Source organism: Hyphomicrobiales bacterium (assembly GCA_030688605.1).
GTDB lineage: Bacteria > Pseudomonadota > Alphaproteobacteria > Rhizobiales > NORP267 > JAUYJB01.
On sequence record JAUYJB010000047.1, the window covers coordinates 1 to 18,701 of the forward strand.

Here is an 18,701-nt window from a genome sequence, read left to right on the forward strand (position 1 = left end):
GCCCACCGAAGGCCGGGTTCTTTTGCGCCGTGGCGGTGTTGCGGCTGTTGGCCGATGCACCGCATCGCCCGGCGAGCCGCGCCTGGCCACGGCGCAAAATCATCCCGGTCAAATGGTTCCCTATAACCATGAACCGCTCTAGTTGAGTTTGCCTTTGATTTCCTTGATGCCCGAAGCGATGAGATCGGCGCGCATCTTGGCGCTGAGGCCTTTCGAGATCACCGTCTCGGCGGCGCGGATGGCGGCGTTGGCGGCGGCCGCGCGCACCTCGTCGAGAGCCTGGGCCTCGGCCAGCTTGATCTTCGCTTCCGTCGCCTGCAGGCGCCGCTCGACGGTTTCCTGCAACGCGGCGCGGGTCTCCGCGGCGTAGCGTTCCGCCTCGTGGCGGGCGAGCGTGATGATCTCCTCGGCTTCGCTTTCCGCGTCGCGGCGCTTGCGCTGATATTCGGCCAGCAGCGCCTGCGCCTCCTCGCGCAGCCGTTGCGCTTCGTCGAGTTCGTCTCTGATGCGGGCGGCGCGCTCGTCGAGCGCCTTGGCGATCATCGCCGGCGCCCTGAAGTAGACGACCACCGCGACGAAGCCGAAAAAGGCGATGGCGACCCAGAATTCCGCCTCCGAGATAAAGTCCATCTGCGCTACTCCGCCAGCGCCGCCTTGACCGCGGCGGCGATGTCCTTCTTGGCCGGCTTGACGCCGATGAGAAGACTGACAATCGCCTCGGCGGTGTCGCTCGCCGCCTTGTCGACCTCGCCGAGCGCGGCCTTTTTCACCGCGCCGATGCGCTTTTCGGCTTCCTCGGTCTTGGCGGCGACCTGCTTGTCGACCCTGGCCCGTTCCTCTTTGAGCTCGGCGTTGAGCTTGTCGCGGGACTCGGCCGCGATGGCATGGGCCTTTGCGCGCGCCTCGGCCAGCGCCGCCTCGTAAGCGGCGATCGCGTCCTCCGTCTCCTGCCTCAGGCGCGCCGCCTCGTCGAGATCGGCCGCAATGCGGTCGCGGCGCTGCTCGAGCACGTTTGCGATGCGCGGCAGGGCGATGCGCGCCATCAGGAAATAGAGCGCGGCAAAAGTGATCGCCAGCCAGATCAGCTGCGGCGGCCAGGAGGTAAAATCGAGCTGTGGCATGACCCGCCTATCTCACGCTTGGCGCTGTTGTTCTCTCCGCGCTCAGAACACGAACAGGATAATGAACGCCATCACCAGGCCGAACAAGCCGGTGGCTTCCGCCAGCGCGAAGCCGAGCAGCAGGTTTGCGAACTGCCCCTGGGCCGCCGACGGGTTGCGCAAGGCGCCGGCCAGATAGTTGCCGAAAATGTGACCGATGCCGATACCGGCACCGGCGAGCGCGATCGAGGCGAGGCCCGCACCGATCAGTTTTGCTGCTTCTGGTTCCATGTCTCAAGCTCCTTGAAATGTTGTGAAATTCGGAATGAATGCGAGATCTTCCGCCGCGCGCGTCAATGCATGTGCAGGGCGTCGTTGAGATAGATGCAGGCGAGGATGGCGAACACATAGGCCTGCAGGAAGGCGACCAGGACCTCGAGCCCGGTGAAGGCGACCATGAAGGCAAGCGGCGCCCAGCCGCCGAGGATGCCGAGGCCGACGACGAAGGCGCCGAACACTTTCAGCATGGTGTGGCCGGCCATCATGTTGGCGAACAGCCGCACCGACAGGCTCAACGGCCGTGTGAGATAGGAGATGATCTCGATCGGCACCAGCAGCACCAACATGACGCTGGGCACGCCCGAGGGCACGAAGAAGCGCAGGAAGCGGAGCCCGTGGGTGATGAAGCCGATAACGGTGACGGCGATGAAGACGAAGGCGGCGAGCGCGAAGGTCACCGCGATGTGGCTCGTCACCGTGAAGGAGTAGGGCACCATGCCGAGCATGTTGGCGGCGAGCACGAACATGAACAGCGTGAAGATGAAGGGGAAATAGCGCTGTCCGGCCGAGCCGACATTCTCGCGCACCATGTTGGCGACGAACTCGTAAGCGAGCTCGGCGACCGACTGCAGCCGGCCGGGGACCAGCGCCCGGCCGCTCATGCCCCAAACGGTGAGCGCGGTCACCAGTACGACCGCGATGACCATCCACAGCGACGCGTTTGTGAAGGATGCGTCGACGCCGAACAGCTCCAGCTTGACCAGACGCTGGATCTCGAACTGGTGCATCGGGTCGATCTGGATGCCGGCTTCCGCTCCGTTCACCGGCGCATTTTCGACTGCCAAGCCTGCTCTCCTTGCTCAGGCCGATCCGGCCTTCAGTCATCCTCGTCGTCGGGCTCGAGGTCTTCGCCTATCGGTCCCATGCCGGCCTGCATCTGCCGCGCCGTGCGGATGACGTTGAGAATTCCTGCCGCCGCCCCCAAAGCGAAAAACAAAAGAAACAAGACCGGCAGCGTTCCCAGCCACTTGTCCAGGAACCAGCCGATCGCGCCGCCGACCGCGAGCCCCGCGACGAGCTCGGCAACCAGACGGAAGGCAAGCCCCAAGGCCGTGCCCCTGCGTTCCGCCTCGACAGGCGCCTCCCGCCCTCGCCGAACCTTGCGCAGGCGGGCGTCCAATGCCCTGAGGCGGGACTTGAACGCATCGTCCGGCGTCCGTCCGGCCCCGCTTTCCTCCTTGCGGTCGGTGCCGTCACCGCGCGCATCCGACGCCATGGCATCCTCAAGCGTGGCCGTGCAGAGCCCTTCGGATTGCCCGAAGTCCGGCGCACATTAGTGGTCGGGCCCAAGGGTGTCAAGAACGGGCGGTCTTTGCATAACGCATTGATCTGAAACGATTTTCAGGCCACCTGCCGCGCTGCGACAATCGGCCCAGGTAGCGCTGCGTGCCGCTCAGCTCGCCTGGCGATAGCTGGCCGCGGTCTCCAGGTCCACCGATACCAGCTGGCTGACGCCGCGCTCGGCCATGGTGACGCCGAACAGGCGGTCCATCCGGCTCATGGTCAGCGGGTGGTGGGTGATGACGACGAAGCGCGTGTCGGTCGTCGTCACCATCTGCTCGACCAGGGTGCAGAAGCGCTCGACATTGGCATCGTCGAGCGGCGCGTCGACCTCGTCGAGAACGCAGATCGGCGCCGGGTTGGTCAGGAAGACGGCGAAGATGAGCGCGAGGGCGGTGAGCGCCTGCTCGCCGCCGGAGAGCAGCGACAAGACCTGCAGCCGCTTGCCCGGCGGCCGCGCCATGATCTCCAGGCCGGCCTCGAGCGGGTCGTCGGAATCGGTCAGGTCCAGGCTCGCCATGCCGCCGTTGAACAGCGTCGTGAAAAGCTGCTGAAAATGCGAATTGACGGTTTCGAATGCCGCGAGCAGCCGCTCGCGTCCCTCCCGGTTGAGCTGGCCGATGCCGTGGCGCAAGCGGCGCAGCGCCTGTTCGAGATCCTCGCGCTCGGCGATCAGTCCGTTGAGCTGCTCCTCGACCTCGGCGGCTTCCTCCTCGGCGCGCAGATTGACGGCGCCGAGCCGTTCGCGCTCGGCCATGAGCCGCTCCAGACGCGCCTCGGTTTCCTCGGCGCCGGGAAGGGGATCGCCTTCGCCAAGGCCGGTTGCGGCCGGCAATCCTTGCGGCGCCATTCCGATCTGGTCCTCGATTTCAGCGGCAAGCTCTATGAGCCGTTGCCGCCCGGCTTCGAGCCGGCTCTCGGTGCGGGCCCGCGCCTCACGCGCTACGGCGAGCGCCTCGTCGGCGGCGCGGCCCGCCTTGTCGGCTTCTCCAAGCTTGCTTTCCGCGGCAACGACCGCATCGGCGGCCTTGGCGCGGGCCTTTTCCGCGTCGGCGATTTCCGACATCAGGCGGCGGCGGGAGGCCTCGATCTCAGCCGGTGCGCCTTCAAGCGTCTCAAGCTCGCCGCGCGCTTCGGCCTGGCGCGCTTCCAGCACTTCGATCTGGGCGGCGGCGCTGGCGCGGCGCTTGGCGAGCATCTCGCGCTCGCGCCCCATCGCCTCGAGCCGCCGCACACGCAGCTCCGCCTCGCGTTTCAGCCCGTCGAAGCGCGCCTGCGCAGCGGCAAAAACGGCGCGTTCCGCGGCAACCTTGGCGCGCAACGCGTCGAGCTCGGTTTCCTGCGCCTCGCCGCTGCCGAGCGCGGCAAGGGCCGCCTCCGCCTCGCCTCGGCTTGCTTCGGTTTCCTCGATGCTGGCCTTGAGCCTGGCGCGCGCTTCGGAAAGCGCGCTCAGCCGCACGGTATCCTGACTGGCCTGCCGTTCCGCTTGGGCGAGCCTGTCGCGGGCTTGCGACAGGATACTCTGCGCCTCGCGCCAGGCATTGCGGCTCGTCTCTTCGGCAAGCGCGGCCTCGCGCACCGCGCTTGATCCCGCTTCAATCGCATCACGGGCGCTCGCCGCATTGGCGCGCGCGCCTTCGGCTTCCGCCTGAAGCTCGGCAAGCCGCCTGCGCTGCTCGAGCCGCTGGGCGCCGGTGGCGGCTTCGGCGGATGCGCTATAGCCGTCCCATCGCCACAAATCGCCCTTGACGGAGACCAGGCGCTGGCCGGGCCTCAGTACCCGTTGCAGCTTCTCGCCGTCGTCCGGCGCGACGATGCCGGCCTGGGCGAGGCGGCGGGCGAGCACGCCGGGCGCCCGCACCTTGGCCGCCAGCGGCATGACGCCGGGAGGAAGGGCAGGGTCGTCGGCGGTTGGCGCCACTGACTGCCAGTGGGCGGGCGCGGCGGCATCTTCCGGCGCCTCGAGGTCGTCGCCGAAGGCCGCGCCCAGCGCCGCCTCGTAGCCCTTATCGACCTCGACCGCGTCGATGAGCGGCGGCCACAGCTCGCTTGCCGCGACGTTCAGCACCTTGGCAAGGGTCGCCACCTCGGCGTTGAGGCGCTCGGCCTCGCGTTCAGCGGCAATCAGCGGCTCGCGCAGCCTTGCTTCCTGCTCGCGCGCGGCGGCAAGCGCCCGTTCGGCCGCCAGCTGCTCCTGCTCGGCGCGCCCGATAGCCTTGCCGGCCTGGTCGACCGCGTCGGTGAACCGCACAACCTCACCGCTCCCTTGCCCGCCGGCGCGAAGCTCGGCGAACTCGATTTCGACGTCGGCCAATTGGCGGTGAAGGCGCGTCAGACGTTGGTCATTGTCGGCAAGCGCGCCTTCAAGCTGGTTGCGCCGGGCTCTGAGCTGGGCAAGCTCGTCGAGGAGGAGCGAAAGCGCCTGCTCGCTTTCCTTCAACGCGCCGGCGGCCTCGTCAAGCGCGGACCTCGCTGCTTCCTCGGCGGCGTCGGCGCCGTCGATCTCCCGGGCAAGTTCCGCCTGCTCGGCTTCGAGCAGCGCGTCGGCCTCGCCGCTTTCCCCGACCATCGCGCTCTCGCGGGCGAGGTCCTGTTGCAGCTGGGCGATGCGCGCCTGGATTTCCTCCATGCGCCGGTTCGCCCGCTCAAGCTCCTGCTCGAGTCCCGCCTGAGCGAGGGTCAGGCGCTGCAGGGCGGCGGCGGCGCGGGCTTCCGTCTCGCGCAACGGCGGCAGGTCGGCGGCAATGGCGGTGCGCTCCGTCGCCGCTGCAGCGGCCCGCGCCGTGCAGGCGTTGACCCGCCCGGTCTCCTCGGCGAGGCCCGCCTCGGCATCGCCGACCGTCCGCCGGGCGCCGGCCCATTTGATGGCCAAAAGCAGCGCCTGGGACTTGCGGATCTCGGCCGCGACCTTCTTGTAGCGGGCGGCCTGACGGGCCTGGCGCTTGAGGCCGGAAAGCTGCGTTTCGATCTGGGCGATGACGTCGCTCAGCCGCTCCAGGTTGGTTTCCGCCGCGTGCAGCCGCAACTCCGCCTCGTGGCGGCGCGAATGCAGGCCGGAAATGCCCGCCGCCTCCTCCAACAGCCTGCGGCGCGCTTCCGGCCTGGCGTCGACCAGCTCGCCGATCTGGCCCTGGCGCACCAGCGCCGGCGAGCGGGCGCCCGTCGAAGCGTCGGCGAACAGGAGCTGCACGTCGCGCAGACGCACCTCCTTGCCGTTGATTCGATAGACGGAGCCGGCGTCGCGCTCGATACGCCGGGTGACCTCCAGCAGGTCCGAATCGTTGAAGGCAGCGGGCGCCTTGCGCTCGGAATTGTCCACCATGATGGTGACTTCGGCGCTGTTGCGCGCCGGCCGGTTGGCGCTGCCGGAAAAGATCACGTCCTCCATGCCGGAGGCGCGCATGCTCTTGTAGGAGCTTTCGCCCATGACCCAGCGCAGCGCCTCGACGAGGTTCGATTTGCCGCAGCCGTTCGGCCCGACGATGCCGCTCAGCCCCGGTTCGATGTGAAGCTCGGTCGCCTCGACGAAGCTCTTGAAGCCGTGGATGCGAATGCGCGTGAACTTCACCGGCGGTCCCCCGTGGTGGCCCGAGACAAACCAGTTGCGGACGGCATGACGCGATGATTGTCAGTTCGTAAGCTGGGCCGCAAACAGTTTTTCGAAATCATCGACGGTCTGCACGCCGCGGGCGATCTGGCCGTTGACGAAGAAAGTCGGCGTCGAATCGACATCGAATAGCTTTTCCGCGCGGTCCTTGACCGCATTGATCTCATCGAGAAGTTGCTGATTCGAAAGGCACTTGTCAAAGCTCTCTTCGGTGAAGCCGGCCTGTTTCGACAGACTGAACAGGGCATCGACCGGATCGCTGGTCTCCGTCCAGGCCTCCTGCTGGTCGAACAGCATCTCGACAAAGCCGAAATAATTGGACTCGGTGCAGCGGGCGAGCATGAAGGCGCCGGCGGCGAGCGGATCGAGCGGAAATTCGCGGAAGATGAAGCGCACCTTTCCGGTATCGATGTATTTGGCCTTGAACTCCGGGTAGATATTGTTGTGGAAATTGGCGCAATGACCACAGGTCATCGAGGCATATTCGATGACGGTGATTGGCGCGTCCTTCGTCCCCAGCTCCATTTCCTTCAGCGGCCCGGGCTTCAACAGCTCGTCCGCCCCGGACCAGGTGGCGCCGGACTGCTGATCCGGCCCGCCGGGCAGCATGCCGCTGTCGCTGGTCGAATACCAGTAGGCGCCGCCGGCGATGACGATCAAGGCGATGGCGGCAAGGCCGCCGATGAGGGTCGAGCGCGATATCTGCACGTGATTCGTTCCCTTGTCGTTGGCGATTGCGGCGCAATATAGGTTGAGCTGCAACGGCGCACAATCGCTCCCTGCCGGATTATCGGTCCTTGATGCCGTGGGCGAGCCGGGCAAGCGCCGCGTCGAGCGATTCGCTCTCGGCAGCCGGTTCGGCGGCGGGCTGCGGGCGGCGCGCCGGGCGCTGATCGCGGCCGGCGAGCGGAGCCTGGATGATGCGGATCTTTTCGACCGCCGCGAAGCCGAACAGCCGGTTGACGCGGGCGATGATCTCGTCCGACCGGTGCTGAAGCTCGACCGCCTGCGGCCCCTCGACGCGGATGTGCAAGACGGCGCCGCGCCGCGCCTCCGGTTCGGCTTCGGCCGGCGCCGCCGCGCGCGGCCAGACGATCTTTTCCGGCGCGCAGACCTGGCCAAGCTCGGCGCCGACGATCTCCGGCCAGTGGCGGAGGATCTCCATATTGGCAAGCCCGCGTTTGCCGAGCAGCCTGGCAAGCGACGGCGAGGCAATATCGGCAAAAGTGCGCGCCGGAGAGACGAAGGGCGAGGCGGGCAGCGGCTTCGGCTTCTGTTGCGTCGGCATGGGGCCACCGGGCGCTTGACGGACATCGCCGGCGCGCGTCATCTGCAAGGCGGCGATTCTTCAACCTATCATGACGCGCGGGCGGCATTGAGGCAATGCGCCGAGAGGCAATGAGCGGGCAGCCGATTTCGACGACCGGGAAGGATGGGGCGCCGCCGGCCAACCGGCTCATTGCCTGGTATGACCGCGCGCGGCGCGATCTGCCCTGGCGGGCGCCGCCGGGCCGCCGCCCCAACCCTTATGCGGTGTGGCTTTCGGAGATCATGCTGCAGCAGACGGCGGCGAAGACCGTCGGCCCCTATTTCCGGCGGTTTCTTGTCCGCTGGCCGACGGTCGGGGCGCTGGCGGCGGCGCCTTTGGACGAGGTGATGAAGGCATGGGCGGGGCTCGGCTATTATGCCCGGGCACGCAATCTGCACGCCTGCGCAAAGGCGGTTTGCCGTGACCATGCCGGGCGGTTTCCGGACGACATGGATACGCTTCGCGCGCTTCCCGGCATCGGCGCCTACACGGCGGCGGCGATCGCCGCCATCGCCTTTGATGCCCAGCGCGTGCCCGTCGACGGCAATATCCGCCGGGTGATGGCCCGCTATCACGCGGTGCGAGGCCCGTTGCGGCCAGGCGATCCGGAGATCGAGGCTCACGCCCAAGCGCTCTTGCCCTCGCCGCGCCCGGGAGATCTGGTGCAGGCGCTGATGGATTTGGGCGCCACTGTTTGCACCCCGAAACGGCCGATTTGCGCGATTTGTCCGCTGAGCGGGGACTGCAAGGGCCTGGCGCAAGGAATCGCCGAAAACCTGCCGGAAAAAGCGCCGAAAACCGCCCGTCCGGTGCGCCGGGCGGCGGCTTTCTTTGCCGAGCGGCAAGACGGACATGTCCTGGTTCGCCGGCGTCCGGACCGCGGTCTGCTCGGCGGGATGACGGAGTTTCCGACCGGAAACTGGGTCTTGGCGGGCACCATGCCGCCGTCCGCCGCCGAGGCGCCGCTTGCCGCAGAATGGCGCAAGGTTCCGGGCCACGTGCGCCACGTCTTCACCCATTTCGTCGCCGAGATCGAGGTCTGGCGCGCCGAGGTCGCCGAGGTCGCCGAGGTCGAAGGCGACGCCGCGCCCGAGCGCTGCCGGTGGGTGGCGAAGTCGGCGCTGTTCGAGGAGGCACTGCCGAGCCTGATGCGAAAGGTCGCCCGCCATGCCCTGGCGGGCCGGCCGAAGGATTAGACGCCCGCCATCTCGGCGCGCACCTGCTGGCGCAGGCGGTCGATGGGCTCAAGCCTGCCGCCGGTCTCGAAATGCCAGAAGGTCCAGCCGTTGCAGGCCTCCGCGCCCTGGACATGGGCGCCGATCTTGTGGATCGAGCCGTCGGCGCCGCGGCAGGCGAGCGTGCCGTCGGCGCGCACCTTGGCCGCCAGCCGCCCGCGCGGGTCGAACAGGCTCGTTCCGGGCTCGATCAGCCCCTTCTCGACAATGAGCCCGAAGGGCACGCGAGGCTCGGCGCGCTTCGACTTGGTCACCGCGATGGCGTCGGGCGGCAGCGGCGTGACCGTCTGCAACCGTTTTCGGGCGGCTTCCGCGTGGGCCGGGTCGCGTTCGATGCCGAGATAGGCGCGGCCGAGGCGCTTGGCCACCGCGCCGGTCGTTCCGGTGCCGAAGAACGGGTCGAGCACAAGGTCGCCGGGCTTGGAGGAGGCGAGGATCACCCGGTAGAGCAGCGCCTCGGGCTTCTGCGTCGGGTGGGCCTTGCGCCCGTGCTCGTCCTTGAGCCGCTCCGACCCAGAGCAGATCGGCAACAGCCAGTCGGAGCGCATCTGCAGATCGTCGTTGAGCGCCTTCATCGCTTCATAGTTGAAGGTGTAGCTCGTCTTTCCGGCGTCGCGCGCGGCCCAGATCAGCGTCTCGTGGGCGTTGGTGAAGCGGCGGCCGCGGAAGTTCGGCATCGGGTTGGTCTTGCGCCACACGATGTCGTTGAGGATCCAGTAGCCGAGGTCCTGCATCGCCGTGCCGACGCGGAAGATGTTGTGGTAGGAGCCGATGACCCAGGCCGTGCCGTGGGGCTTGAGCACGCGGCGCGCCTCGCCGAGCCAGGCGCGGGTGAAGGCGTCGTAGTCGGCGAAGCTCGAAAACTTGTCCCAGGCATCGTCGACGCCGTCGACGCGGCTGTTGTTGGGGCGCAGAAGCTCGCCTTCGAGCTGCAGATTGTAGGGGGGGTCGGCGAAGACGAGGTCGACCGAAGCCTTGGGCAGGCTTGCCATGATCTCGATGCTGTCGCCGATCAAAACCTCGTTGATATAAGAGGCTTCGCCCCCCCGACGCAACTTACCCATATCGCGATACCCACACGCAACTGAACCGGGGCACATGGTGGGGCGGGCATGGTAAAGGTTCGATTAAGCGCGTGACCTGGGACAGAAAGTAACGGGGTTGTCCCGGCTGGAGGAGAGGGGGCGGCCGACCCGGACCGCTTCTCCCCCCTTGCGGGGGAGAAAGCAAAATCAAGGTGTTAGCCGAGCCTGGCGAGGCTAACCCTTGAATTTTGCAGGAGGGGGGCCCGGCATCTGTACCCCCCTCCTGGAAAATCTAACGCTTGGCGCCGCTTGCGCGCCGCCAAGGCGTTGATTTTCCGTCCTCCCCCGCAAGGGGGAGGAAAGACATGTTATGTGACAAGCCAACATCATTATGCGGGAACCTGCGGCGCGCGGCGCGGCCTGCCGCGCCTCTTGGCGGCCGCTTCCAGCGCCTCGCGCACCGGCTCGAAGCTCAGACGGTGGTGGCAGGTGACGCCAAGTCGGTCGAGCGCGGCTGCGTGTTCCGGCGTGCCGTACCCCTTGTTGCGCTCCCAGCCATAGCCGGGGCACTCCTGCGCCAGCGCGACCATCATCCGGTCGCGGGTCACCTTGGCCACGATGGAGGCCGCGGCGAGCGAGGCCGACAGGCAATCGCCCCTGACGAGGGTTCGCGCCGGGCACGGCAGGTCCGGCGCCCGATTGCCGTCGATGAGGGCTGCCGCGGGCGCGAGGCTCAACGCGGCAAACGCGCGCGCCATGGCGCGGAACGTTGCCTGCAGGACGTTGACGGCATCGACCTCTTCGCGGCTGGCGACGCCGACGCCGATCCGGGCGCGGGCGGCGATGAGGCCGAACAGCCGCTCTCTGTCGGCGGCGGAAAGCAGCTTTGAATCGTTGAGCCCGTCCGGCAGGGCACCAGGGTCAAGGATCACGGCTGCCGCCACCACGGGTCCCGCCCAGGGGCCGCGGCCGGCCTCGTCGATGCCGCAGACAAGGCCGCCGACCTCCTCGGCGAGCGCGGCCTCCGGCGCCAGCGACGGCCGGCCAAGCGAATCGCTCCTGCCCATGCGCCAAGCCTGCCGCGCGGCGGCGCCGGCGGCAAGCCGTGCGATCAGCCGATCGTGTCGCGCATATGCGAGTGGGTGGCCAGCGCAGCCGCGGCAAGGACCGCGGCAGCGACTGCGTAGTCCAAAGGGAAGCCGAGGAGATAGGCCGAGACAGCGGCGACGCCCGCCCAGCCGAGCGGCAGCACGAACAGGTGGAGGGGCGGGCGTTCGCGTGCCGCGGCCAGAAACCCGGCCGTGAAGATCGCCGTCGGGTCCGGGGCCATACCCGCAAGCGGTACAGAACGCCAGCCATAGCCGAGCAGGAGAACGACGATCGGGTAGCCGATGAGGCCGAACAGGGCGAGCGCCAGTCCCGTCCATCCGCGTACGCCGCCGCCGAAGCGGAAGCGCACGCGGCCCAGCACGGCGCAGGTCAAGGCGATCAGGCCGCCCTGGACGATCCACGCGCTGCCATAGACCGGCGCCATGAAGTTCAGGATTGCCATGTGTTGAAGCTGGTGGGCCCAGCCGACCCACACCCAGGCGGCCGCCAAGAGCGCGCCGGCAAGCCGTGCGCTGACGCCCGCGCGTCCGGGCAGCGGTCGCACAGCAAGGGCGAAGGCGACCGGCATCAAAACGACCGCGAGCAGGGCCTCGGGAAACCACAAGCGGTTGTATTCGGCCATCGAGGCGAAGAAGACCTCGACCGTATAGGGCAGGCTCATGGACGGGCTCCGGGCCGGCCGGTCGCCGGTCTACAGGCCTTCGACATACCGCACCATCCTTCGGCGCAGGTCGGGGTCGGGCAGACGACCATGGAGGGCGCTCATATTCTCCTGCATGTGCTCGATCCGCGTGGTCGCGGGAATGGCGCAGGTCACGGCCGGGTGGGAGATGATGAACTTGAGAAAGAACTGCGCCCAGTTCTCGCAGTCGAATTCGCCGATCCAGTCGGGCAGCGGCTTGTCCTGGAACAGGCGAAAAAGCTCCTTGCGTCTGAACGGCCGGTTGACGATGACGCCCAGACCGCGCTCGGCGGCAAGCGGCAGCAGCCGGTTCTCCGCCCAGCGGTCGAGGATATTGTAAGTGAACTGGACGAAGTCGATGGGCCGATCGCGCATGATACGCTCGATCTCCCGGTGCCGGCTGCCGTGCGAGGTGGTGACGCCGATATAGCGGATGCGGCCCTCCTCCTTGGCCTGAAGCAGGGTCCGCAGATGACCTTCCCAGTTCACCAGGTTATGGACCTGCATCACGTCGAACCTGTCGACGCCCCACAGCGCGCGCGCCTCTTCCATCTGCTCCCGTCCGTCGTCGGTCGAGGGCGTCCAGACCTTTGTCGCGGAGATCAGCCCCTCCGTATCGGCGAGACGCTCCAGGCACCAGCCGACAACGTCCTGGGAGGAGCCGTACATCGGCGAAGAGTCGATCATCCCGCCGCCGCGCTCGAAAAAGACGCGTAGGATCTCCCTGCGCTGCTGGCGCAACGCGGTGCTCCAGCCCACATTGAAGGTGATCCAGGTGCCCATGCCGACGGCGGGAATGCGCTCGCCCGTCGCAGGGATCGCACGGGTGATCATTCCGGTCGCCGCCGCCCGTTCGGCCGCATGGCCGAGCATCGGCGCAAGCGCCAGACCGGCGGCCGAGGCGAGAAAGCCGCGGCGCGTAAGTCGCGGCCGGTTTCCAGTCATCCGTTATCGGTCTCCTGCTTGCGAACGCAAATGGGAGGCTCACGACCGGGCTTCAAGTGTCGGCGACCAAACAGGGGTGCATCGCCGAAATCGTTGGGGCGGAGCAGAATCGACGGGATGTTGCCGAGACAACGCCGCTCACTCCGGCAGCGTCACGAACCCCTCATGGGTGAGCGGGAAGAATGGGTTGTGGGCGATCTCCCAGGCGTGACCGTCCGGGTCGGCGAAATAGCCGGAATAGCCGCCCCAATGCATCTTCTTGGCGGGCGCGAGCACCCGCGCGCCGGCCTTGACCGCCAGGGCAAACGCGTCGTCCACGGCCGCTTCGCTTTCAAGATTGATGGCAAGCGCAAAGCTCTCCGGGCCGGCAGGGGCGTGCGGCCTGTTCGATTCGGCGGCGAGCGCCTTGCGGCCGTATAGCCCCAGTACCAGATTGTCGAGGGCGAGGAAGCTGATGTCGGGCGTGCTCGCAGTTTCCGACCGCCTCCAGCCCAGGCGCTTGTAGAAAGCGGTGCTGGCGGCGACATCGGCAACGCCGAGGGTGATCAGGTTCACTCGCCCAGGCAGCATGTCGGTTTCTCCCTCGTGACCGGTTCCCCTTGCGGGAGAGAGCCTGCCCCCGACCCGATCGGGGGGGTGCGCAGACTTAGGGCCGAAGTCCCTTAGCCGTAACTGGGCGAGGGGAGAGCGGCACGGCTATCCCCCCTCATCCGGCTCGGGTCCTCTTAGGACCCTCGCCACCTTCTCCCGCCGGGGGAGAAGGTTTTTCCGCCCCCTCACGCGAACAGGCTGAGCTGCTCGCCCTGCGGCGGCGGCCGGGTGAACAGGTCGGTGCGCAGCTTCGCCTTCTCCTCGTTGAGGCCGAAGCGCTTGGCGGCAAGCTCGAAGCGCCGGCCGAGCAGCCACGCATAGGGGCCCGAGCCGCGCATCCGCCGTCCCCAGGTCGCGTCATAGTCCTTGCCGCCGCGCATGCCGCGCAGGATCGAGAGCACCTTTCCCGCCCGGTCCGGGAAGTTCGCCAGCAGCCATTCCTGGAACAGGTCGCGCACCTCGAGGGGCAGGCGCAAAAGGATATAGCCGGCCTCCTTGGCGCCGGCCGACGCCGCGCTCATCAGGATCTGCTCGATCTCCGCATCGTTGAGCGCCGGGATCACCGGCGCCACCATGACCGAGGTCGGAATTCCGGCTTCCGCCAACAGGCGGATCGTCTCGATGCGCCGCTGGGGCGCCGCCGCGCGCGGCTCCATGGCGCGCGACAGCCTGTGGTCGAGGCTGGTCACCGACACCGCCGCCTTGACCAGGCCGCGCTCGGCCATGCGCGACAGGATGTCGAGGTCGCGGGCGATCAGCGCCGACTTGGTGACGATGCCGACCGGATGCGAGAAGCGGTCGAGCACCTCGAGAATGCCGCGCATGATGCGCCGCTGCCGCTCGATCGGCTGGTAGGGGTCGGTATTGGTGCCGATGGCGATGGTCTTCGGCGTGTAGTCGGGGTCGGACAGCTCCTTTTCCAACAGCGCCGCGGCGTTCGGCTTGGCGAACAGCCGGGTCTCGAAATCCAGCCCCGGCGACAGGCCGTAATAGGCATGCGTCGGCCGCGCGAAGCAATAGACGCAGCCATGCTCGCAGCCCTGATAGGGGTTGATGGAGCGGTCGAAGGAAATGTCGGGCGAGGTGTTGCGGGTGATGATCCTCTTGGCCCGCTCCTCGGTGACCGTGGTCGCGAAGGGGGGAAGGTCGTCGAGGCCGCCCCAGCCGTCGTCGGTCTCGCTTCTTTCGAACCGCTCGAAACGCCCGGTCGCATTCGACGCCGCGCCGCGCCCGCGCCGCCGCTTCACGCTGACCGGGCCATTGGCCACACCGCGGGCGAACAGGCCCGGCCCCGCCTCGGCGCCGGCTTGCGCTTGCCCCTTCCCAGCGGTCCCCTTGCGTGTCATTCCTATCATGTGGATAAACTACCGTCGAATTGCGAACGGAACAAGAACATTTTCCCGAATTCATGGCTAATCGCCGAGAACGGAGCCGGAACATTAACATGTTGGTAATATTCGTTAATTTGAGCTGTCAGCTCATTTCGGCATGGCCCCTCGGATTTGATTGATGCTGAGCGTCGTCATCCCGACCCTCAATGCGGAGCGCACGCTTGCCGCGACGCTGACCTCGCTGGTGCCGGCGGCGATCGACGGCTTCGTGCGCGACGTGGTGGTCGCGGACGGCGGCTCGCGCGACCTGACGCTGACCATCGCCGAGGCCGCCGGCTGCACGGTCGTGCGCGCGCCGAAGGGGCGCGGCGCGCAGCTTGCCGCCGGGGCCAGGGCGGCCAAGTGCGGCTGGCTGTTGTTCCTGCACGCCGACACGGTGCTCGACGAGGACTGGGTCAGGTCCGCCGGCCGCTTCATCGCCGCCGCGCAAACGGGCAGCGGCAAGGAGGCGGCCGCCTTCCGTTTCGCGCTTGACGCGGACGGGCCCGGCGCGCGGCTGCTCGAACGGTTCGTGGCGCTGCGCTGCTTCCTCTTCGCCATGCCCTATGGCGACCAGGGGCTCATCATCTCCAGGGCGCTCTACGACGCGGTGGGCGGCTTTACGCCCATGGAGATCATGGAGGATGTAAACATGGTGCGCCGCGTCGGCCGCCGCCGCCTGGCGGTGCTGTCGGCGCGCGCGGTAACCGGCGCCGAACGCTACCGCCGCGAGGGAATCATCCGGCGGGGGCTTCGCAACCTGACCTGCCTGTCGCTTTATTTTCTGCGCGTGCCGCCGCGAATTATTGCGCGGCTCTACGGTTGATGGCGGGCTTTCCGACGCTCATCATCATGGTCAAGGCGCCGCGCATCGGCGCGGTCAAGACCCGGCTTGCGCGGGAGGTCGGCATGGCCGAGGCGTGGCGGGCCTATCGCACGGCGAGCACCAACCTCGCCCGCCGACTTGCCGCCGATGCGCGCTGGCGCACGATGCTCGCGGTGACGCCGGACGAGGCCCTCGACGCGGCGTTCTGGCCGCGCGGCCTTGCCCGTATCGCCCAGGGGCCGGGCGATCTCGGCGCCCGCATGCAGCGCCTCTTGCAGCGCTTCGCGCCCGGGCCCACGGTGATCGTCGGCAGCGATATTCCAGCCCTCTTGCCGGCCCACATCGCAGCCGCCTTCCGCGCGCTTCACCGCGCCGGGCTCGTCTTCGGCCCGGCCGCCGACGGCGGCTATTGGCTCATCGGCGCGCGAGGGCTCGTGCGCGCCCGGCGCCTGTTCGAGAAGGTTCGCTGGTCGAGCCCGCACGCCCTTCAGGACACGCTCGAGAACGCGCGCGGCCTTGAAGTCGCGCTCATCGGCGAACTGGAGGATCTGGACGATGCCGCCGCCCACCGGCGCTGGCGCGGCCGCCTCGGCCGCCTGCACGTCAGCTTCGACCGCGGACGAGCGGAACGAGGAACACCACGCAGGCGATGAGGAACAGCAATCCCCCCGCAAGCGCCAGCACGTCGCCGGCGCGCCAGCTCGCGGCGATGAAGAACAGGGCCGAGACCAGGAACAGGATCCAGCCGGCGATCTGAAAGCCCCGATCGGTCAAGAATTGCTCCAGCCCCGCAAATCTCAAGGCGTCCCGAGGTCGATCCGCAATTGATCCGATATCTCAGAAACACCGTATAGTTAATTAAAAATTAACAGAATTACGCCTTGTTCCGCTTCAGATGCTCGTCGAGCCGCGGCATGATCTCGACGAAATTGCATGGGCCGTGGCGATAGTCGAACTGGGCCTTGAGAATGCCGTCCCAGGCGTCCTTGCAGGCGCCGGGCGAGCCCGGCAGCACGAAGATATAGGTGGCGTTGGCGACGCCGGCGGTGGCGCGCGACTGGATCGTCGAGGTGCCGATCTTGTCGTAGGAGATGCGGTGGAACAGGGTCGAGAAGCCGTCCATGCGCTTCTCGAACAGGGGCTCGATGGCCTCCACCGTGACGTCGCGGCCGGTAAAGCCGGTGCCGCCGGTGGTGATGACGACGTCGATCTCCGGCCTGTCGATCCAGCTCTTTACGGTCTGGCGGATCTCGGCGATCTCGTCCGGCACGATGGCCCGGTCGACGAGCCGGTGGCCGGCCTCGGCGATCCGGTCGGCGAGCGTTTGGCCGGACTTGTCCGCCTCGAGGCCGCGCGTATCGGAGACGGTCAGCACCGCTATGCCGACCGGAATGAAGGGGCGGGACTTGTCGATGCCGGCCATGGCCGATGCTCCCAATCTGCGGCTGCGCCGCGAACCATCTTCCTCGATGCCTGTTTACCGCGATCCGGTACCGCAGCGCCAGCCGCCGCCGTGACGCAATCCGGACCCCGATGCCGGCGCCTGTGAACCTGTTCCGCTTTGCGGTGGTCCGGTCCGGCATTGCGGCCTACACTCCCGGCCAAGAAAACGGAACGTTCGCAAGCCCGGCGGTGCCTGCCGCCGGCAAGGGGGAAGCCGCGGTGAAGTGGCTCTATAGCGCTCTTGCCTTCATCTGCGTCCTCTGTCTTGTCGATGTGGCAGGCTCCGGCCTGCGCGCGGGCCCGGGGCAATCGCCTGCCGGCCGGCCGCCGATGTCGCTGCCGCCAGGGGCGCCGGTCAGCGCCCCGCGCTGCGACCGCACGCCAATGATCCGCGCCGGCGTCACTCTCAGCGGCCTCGGCACCAGGCTCGCCCAGAGCGAGGTCGGCGAATGGTGCACCGAGGACAAGTATTGCCGGAGCGGAAGGTTTTGCTGCGGCAACGGCTGTTGTGGCGACGGAACCGTTTGTTGCGCGCGCGACGGCGGCTGTTGCCCGAGCAATTTGCCCATCGGCTGCGGGCCGAGATGCTACGCCAGCGAGGCCGATGCCGAGGCCGACGGCTGCTCCAACCGGGAGGTCTGCGCGGCGCCGGCCCGCTGACGGATCGATGCGGCCCGCCTGGTCAGGGGGCCTCGTCGAGGGCCTTCCTGATCTCCAGGAAATCGCGCCAGGCGAGGCGCTTCTGCTGCGGCTGGCGCAACAGATAGGCCGGATGCAGGGTGGCCATGGCGCGGATCGTCAGCCCGGCGCATTCGAAGCTGCGCCATTTGCCCCTGAGCCGCATGATGCCCTCGCTGGTCTGCAGCATTTGCTTGGCCGCCGCGCCGCCGAGAAAGACCAGGACCTTGGGATCGACCAGCGCGATCTGGCGCTCGGTGAAGGGGCGGCAGACGGCGGCCTCCGCCGGCGCCGGGGTGCGGTTTCCCGGCGGCCGCCAGAACACGATGTTGGTGATGTAGGCCTGGCTGCGGTTAAGGCCGATGGCGGCGAGCATCCGGTCGAGCAGCTTGCCGGCGCGACCGACAAAGGGTTTTCCCTGAATGTCCTCGTCGCGCCCCGGCGCCTCGCCGATGAACATGACCGGCGCCTTCGGGTTGCCGTCGGCAAAGCACAGATTCTTCGCCGTCTCCTTGAGCCCGCAACCGTCGAACCGCGACAGGATCGCTTCCAGCTCGACGAGGCTTTCCGCTTTTGCCGCCTGGTCGCGCGCATCGACGACGGCCCTGTCGCCGGTAAGCCGGGTCGCGGGCTGAACCGGCTCGGGCAGCGGCAGGGCGGGCCGGCGGCGCGGTTCTTCGGCCGGGACAGCGGGGCTGCCGGTCGCCGGCGCCATGTCGGGCTTGCCCGCCGGCGCGGCGGCGGCGAGATAGTCTTGCGCGGCCGGCGGCGGCGCGGCGGTGAGGCGGTCGACGGGCGCTGCTTCGAGCGCTTCGTCGACGCCTGCTTCCGCATACCATCGCAAGAGCTCGCGGAGGGCTTGGCTCTGACGGCCGTTCCGGGTCATGGAGGCACTTTGCGCCGCCCGCGCCATGGTGACAAGGCGGTCTTCCCCTGCGGCAAATCGGCCCTTTGCGGCTAGAGCGGTTCATGGTTATAGGGAATCAATTGGATGGGCCAAGTCGGTTCATGCGGGCAGGCGCGACGCGCGATACGGGATATCGGGCGAGCGCCGCAACGAACCCGGTGGGCCGATTTGGCCCACCGAAGGCCGGGTTCTTTTGCGCCGTGGCGGTGTTGCGGCTGTTGGCCGATGCACCGCATCGCCCGGCGAGCCGCGC

Annotated in this window: 21 protein-coding genes; 4 read left to right on the forward strand and 17 right to left on the reverse strand. The window is 68.0% G+C overall.

The features are described 5' to 3' along the window. Positions 1-138: 138 nt before the first annotated feature. The 8 genes from Q8P46_05790 to Q8P46_05825 form a co-directional block, all read right to left on the reverse strand. Positions 139-630: a F0F1 ATP synthase subunit B gene (locus Q8P46_05790; protein ID MDP2619673.1), complete on the reverse strand. Its 492-nt coding sequence runs from the start codon at positions 628-630 to the stop codon at positions 139-141. Between the two features lie 5 nt (positions 631-635). Beyond that, a complete protein-coding gene (locus Q8P46_05795; protein ID MDP2619674.1) occupies positions 636-1,121 on the reverse strand; it encodes an ATP F0F1 synthase subunit B in 486 nt (161 codons plus the stop codon). Between the two features lie 42 nt (positions 1,122-1,163). Further along, entirely contained in the window at positions 1,164-1,391 is a 228-nt protein-coding gene (locus Q8P46_05800) for a F0F1 ATP synthase subunit C (protein MDP2619675.1), read from the reverse strand. Positions 1,392-1,453: 62 nt separating this feature from the next. Beyond that, positions 1,454-2,182 (reverse strand): F0F1 ATP synthase subunit A, encoded by a 729-nt coding sequence (locus Q8P46_05805; GenBank protein MDP2619676.1) that lies wholly within the window; start codon positions 2,180-2,182, stop codon positions 1,454-1,456. A gap of 74 nt (positions 2,183-2,256) precedes the next feature. After that, positions 2,257-2,655: an AtpZ/AtpI family protein gene (locus Q8P46_05810; protein ID MDP2619677.1), complete on the reverse strand. Its 399-nt coding sequence runs from the start codon at positions 2,653-2,655 to the stop codon at positions 2,257-2,259. A gap of 177 nt (positions 2,656-2,832) precedes the next feature. Then, positions 2,833-6,288, reverse strand: coding sequence for a chromosome segregation protein SMC (smc, locus tag Q8P46_05815; GenBank protein MDP2619678.1), 3,456 nt, complete (start codon positions 6,286-6,288; stop codon positions 2,833-2,835). A gap of 60 nt (positions 6,289-6,348) precedes the next feature. Further along, positions 6,349-7,089 (reverse strand): DsbA family protein, encoded by a 741-nt coding sequence (locus Q8P46_05820; GenBank protein ID MDP2619679.1) that lies wholly within the window; start codon positions 7,087-7,089, stop codon positions 6,349-6,351. Between the two features lie 25 nt (positions 7,090-7,114). Beyond that, entirely contained in the window at positions 7,115-7,615 is a 501-nt protein-coding gene (locus tag Q8P46_05825) for a DciA family protein (protein ID MDP2619680.1), read from the reverse strand. A gap of 110 nt (positions 7,616-7,725) precedes the next feature. Here Q8P46_05825 and mutY point away from each other — a divergent pair, with 110 nt between their 5' ends. Next, the gene (gene mutY / locus Q8P46_05830) at positions 7,726-8,832 is read left to right on the forward strand and encodes an A/G-specific adenine glycosylase (GenBank protein MDP2619681.1); all 1,107 of its coding nucleotides are present in this window, start codon (positions 7,726-7,728) and stop codon (positions 8,830-8,832) included. On the opposite strand, the gene Q8P46_05835 is transcribed toward mutY, so the two are convergent. From Q8P46_05835 to Q8P46_05860, 6 genes are all read right to left on the reverse strand, one after another. Then, the gene (locus tag Q8P46_05835) at positions 8,829-9,935 is read right to left on the reverse strand and encodes a site-specific DNA-methyltransferase (protein ID MDP2619682.1); all 1,107 of its coding nucleotides are present in this window, start codon (positions 9,933-9,935) and stop codon (positions 8,829-8,831) included. The two genes, mutY and Q8P46_05835, sit on opposite strands and share 4 nt — an antisense overlap. 350 nt (positions 9,936-10,285) lie before the next feature. Next, positions 10,286-10,963, reverse strand: coding sequence for a ribonuclease HII (locus Q8P46_05840; protein MDP2619683.1), 678 nt, complete (start codon positions 10,961-10,963; stop codon positions 10,286-10,288). Positions 10,964-11,007: 44 nt separating this feature from the next. Beyond that, on the reverse strand, positions 11,008-11,667 hold the full coding sequence (locus Q8P46_05845) for a DUF6064 family protein (protein ID MDP2619684.1): 660 nt from the start codon (positions 11,665-11,667) through the stop codon (positions 11,008-11,010). Between the two features lie 30 nt (positions 11,668-11,697). Next, on the reverse strand, positions 11,698-12,633 hold the full coding sequence (locus tag Q8P46_05850) for an aldo/keto reductase (GenBank protein ID MDP2619685.1): 936 nt from the start codon (positions 12,631-12,633) through the stop codon (positions 11,698-11,700). A 138-nt stretch (positions 12,634-12,771) separates the two neighbouring features. Then, the gene (locus Q8P46_05855; GenBank protein ID MDP2619686.1) at positions 12,772-13,203 is read right to left on the reverse strand and encodes a VOC family protein; all 432 of its coding nucleotides are present in this window, start codon (positions 13,201-13,203) and stop codon (positions 12,772-12,774) included. A gap of 206 nt (positions 13,204-13,409) precedes the next feature. Beyond that, entirely contained in the window at positions 13,410-14,570 is a 1,161-nt protein-coding gene (locus Q8P46_05860) for a PA0069 family radical SAM protein (protein MDP2619687.1), read from the reverse strand. Between the two features lie 163 nt (positions 14,571-14,733). Between Q8P46_05860 and Q8P46_05865 the strand changes: the two genes are divergently transcribed. Further along, positions 14,734-15,420, forward strand: coding sequence for a TIGR04283 family arsenosugar biosynthesis glycosyltransferase (locus tag Q8P46_05865; GenBank protein MDP2619688.1), 687 nt, complete (start codon positions 14,734-14,736; stop codon positions 15,418-15,420). Continuing rightward, on the forward strand, positions 15,420-16,073 hold the full coding sequence (locus Q8P46_05870; GenBank protein MDP2619689.1) for a TIGR04282 family arsenosugar biosynthesis glycosyltransferase: 654 nt from the start codon (positions 15,420-15,422) through the stop codon (positions 16,071-16,073). Before Q8P46_05865 ends, Q8P46_05870 begins: the two co-directional genes overlap by 1 nt. On the opposite strand, the gene Q8P46_05875 is transcribed toward Q8P46_05870, so the two are convergent. Both Q8P46_05875 and moaB read right to left on the reverse strand, forming a co-directional pair. Next, positions 16,024-16,194, reverse strand: coding sequence for a hypothetical protein (locus tag Q8P46_05875; protein ID MDP2619690.1), 171 nt, complete (start codon positions 16,192-16,194; stop codon positions 16,024-16,026). The two genes, Q8P46_05870 and Q8P46_05875, sit on opposite strands and share 50 nt — an antisense overlap. Before the next feature lie 100 nt (positions 16,195-16,294). Beyond that, the gene (moaB, locus tag Q8P46_05880; GenBank protein ID MDP2619691.1) at positions 16,295-16,843 is read right to left on the reverse strand and encodes a molybdenum cofactor biosynthesis protein B; all 549 of its coding nucleotides are present in this window, start codon (positions 16,841-16,843) and stop codon (positions 16,295-16,297) included. Positions 16,844-16,953: 110 nt separating this feature from the next. Here moaB and Q8P46_05885 point away from each other — a divergent pair, with 110 nt between their 5' ends. Next, on the forward strand, positions 16,954-17,523 hold the full coding sequence (locus Q8P46_05885; protein ID MDP2619692.1) for a hypothetical protein: 570 nt from the start codon (positions 16,954-16,956) through the stop codon (positions 17,521-17,523). 22 nt (positions 17,524-17,545) lie between these two features. Here the strand turns inward: Q8P46_05885 and Q8P46_05890 are convergent, their stop codons facing one another. After that, positions 17,546-18,427, reverse strand: coding sequence for a uracil-DNA glycosylase (locus Q8P46_05890; GenBank protein ID MDP2619693.1), 882 nt, complete (start codon positions 18,425-18,427; stop codon positions 17,546-17,548). Positions 18,428-18,701: the final 274 nt, after the last annotated feature.

Excerpts from the sequence above, each read along its gene's own strand:
- Q8P46_05790 (MDP2619673.1), bottom strand. The coding sequence starts at position 630 with ATGGACTTTATCTCGGAGGCGGAATTCTGGGTCGCCATCGCCTTTTTC.
- Q8P46_05795 (MDP2619674.1), bottom strand. The coding sequence starts at position 1,121 with ATGCCACAGCTCGATTTTACCTCCTGGCCGCCGCAGCTGATCTGGCTG.
- Q8P46_05800 (MDP2619675.1), bottom strand. The coding sequence starts at position 1,391 with ATGGAACCAGAAGCAGCAAAACTGATCGGTGCGGGCCTCGCCTCGATC.
- Q8P46_05810 (MDP2619677.1), bottom strand. The coding sequence starts at position 2,655 with ATGGCGTCGGATGCGCGCGGTGACGGCACCGACCGCAAGGAGGAAAGC.
- Q8P46_05825 (MDP2619680.1), bottom strand. The coding sequence starts at position 7,615 with ATGCCGACGCAACAGAAGCCGAAGCCGCTGCCCGCCTCGCCCTTCGTC.
- mutY (MDP2619681.1), top strand. The coding sequence starts at position 7,726 with ATGAGCGGGCAGCCGATTTCGACGACCGGGAAGGATGGGGCGCCGCCG.
- Q8P46_05835 (MDP2619682.1), bottom strand. The coding sequence starts at position 9,935 with ATGGGTAAGTTGCGTCGGGGGGGCGAAGCCTCTTATATCAACGAGGTT.
- Q8P46_05840 (MDP2619683.1), bottom strand. The coding sequence starts at position 10,963 with ATGGGCAGGAGCGATTCGCTTGGCCGGCCGTCGCTGGCGCCGGAGGCC.
- Q8P46_05845 (MDP2619684.1), bottom strand. The coding sequence starts at position 11,667 with ATGAGCCTGCCCTATACGGTCGAGGTCTTCTTCGCCTCGATGGCCGAA.
- Q8P46_05850 (MDP2619685.1), bottom strand. The coding sequence starts at position 12,633 with ATGACTGGAAACCGGCCGCGACTTACGCGCCGCGGCTTTCTCGCCTCG.
- Q8P46_05855 (MDP2619686.1), bottom strand. The coding sequence starts at position 13,203 with ATGCTGCCTGGGCGAGTGAACCTGATCACCCTCGGCGTTGCCGATGTC.
- Q8P46_05860 (MDP2619687.1), bottom strand. The coding sequence starts at position 14,570 with ATGACACGCAAGGGGACCGCTGGGAAGGGGCAAGCGCAAGCCGGCGCC.
- Q8P46_05865 (MDP2619688.1), top strand. The coding sequence starts at position 14,734 with ATGCTGAGCGTCGTCATCCCGACCCTCAATGCGGAGCGCACGCTTGCC.
- Q8P46_05870 (MDP2619689.1), top strand. The coding sequence starts at position 15,420 with ATGGCGGGCTTTCCGACGCTCATCATCATGGTCAAGGCGCCGCGCATC.
- moaB (MDP2619691.1), bottom strand. The coding sequence starts at position 16,843 with ATGGCCGGCATCGACAAGTCCCGCCCCTTCATTCCGGTCGGCATAGCG.
- Q8P46_05885 (MDP2619692.1), top strand. The coding sequence starts at position 16,954 with ATGCCGGCGCCTGTGAACCTGTTCCGCTTTGCGGTGGTCCGGTCCGGC.
- Q8P46_05890 (MDP2619693.1), bottom strand. The coding sequence starts at position 18,427 with ATGACCCGGAACGGCCGTCAGAGCCAAGCCCTCCGCGAGCTCTTGCGA.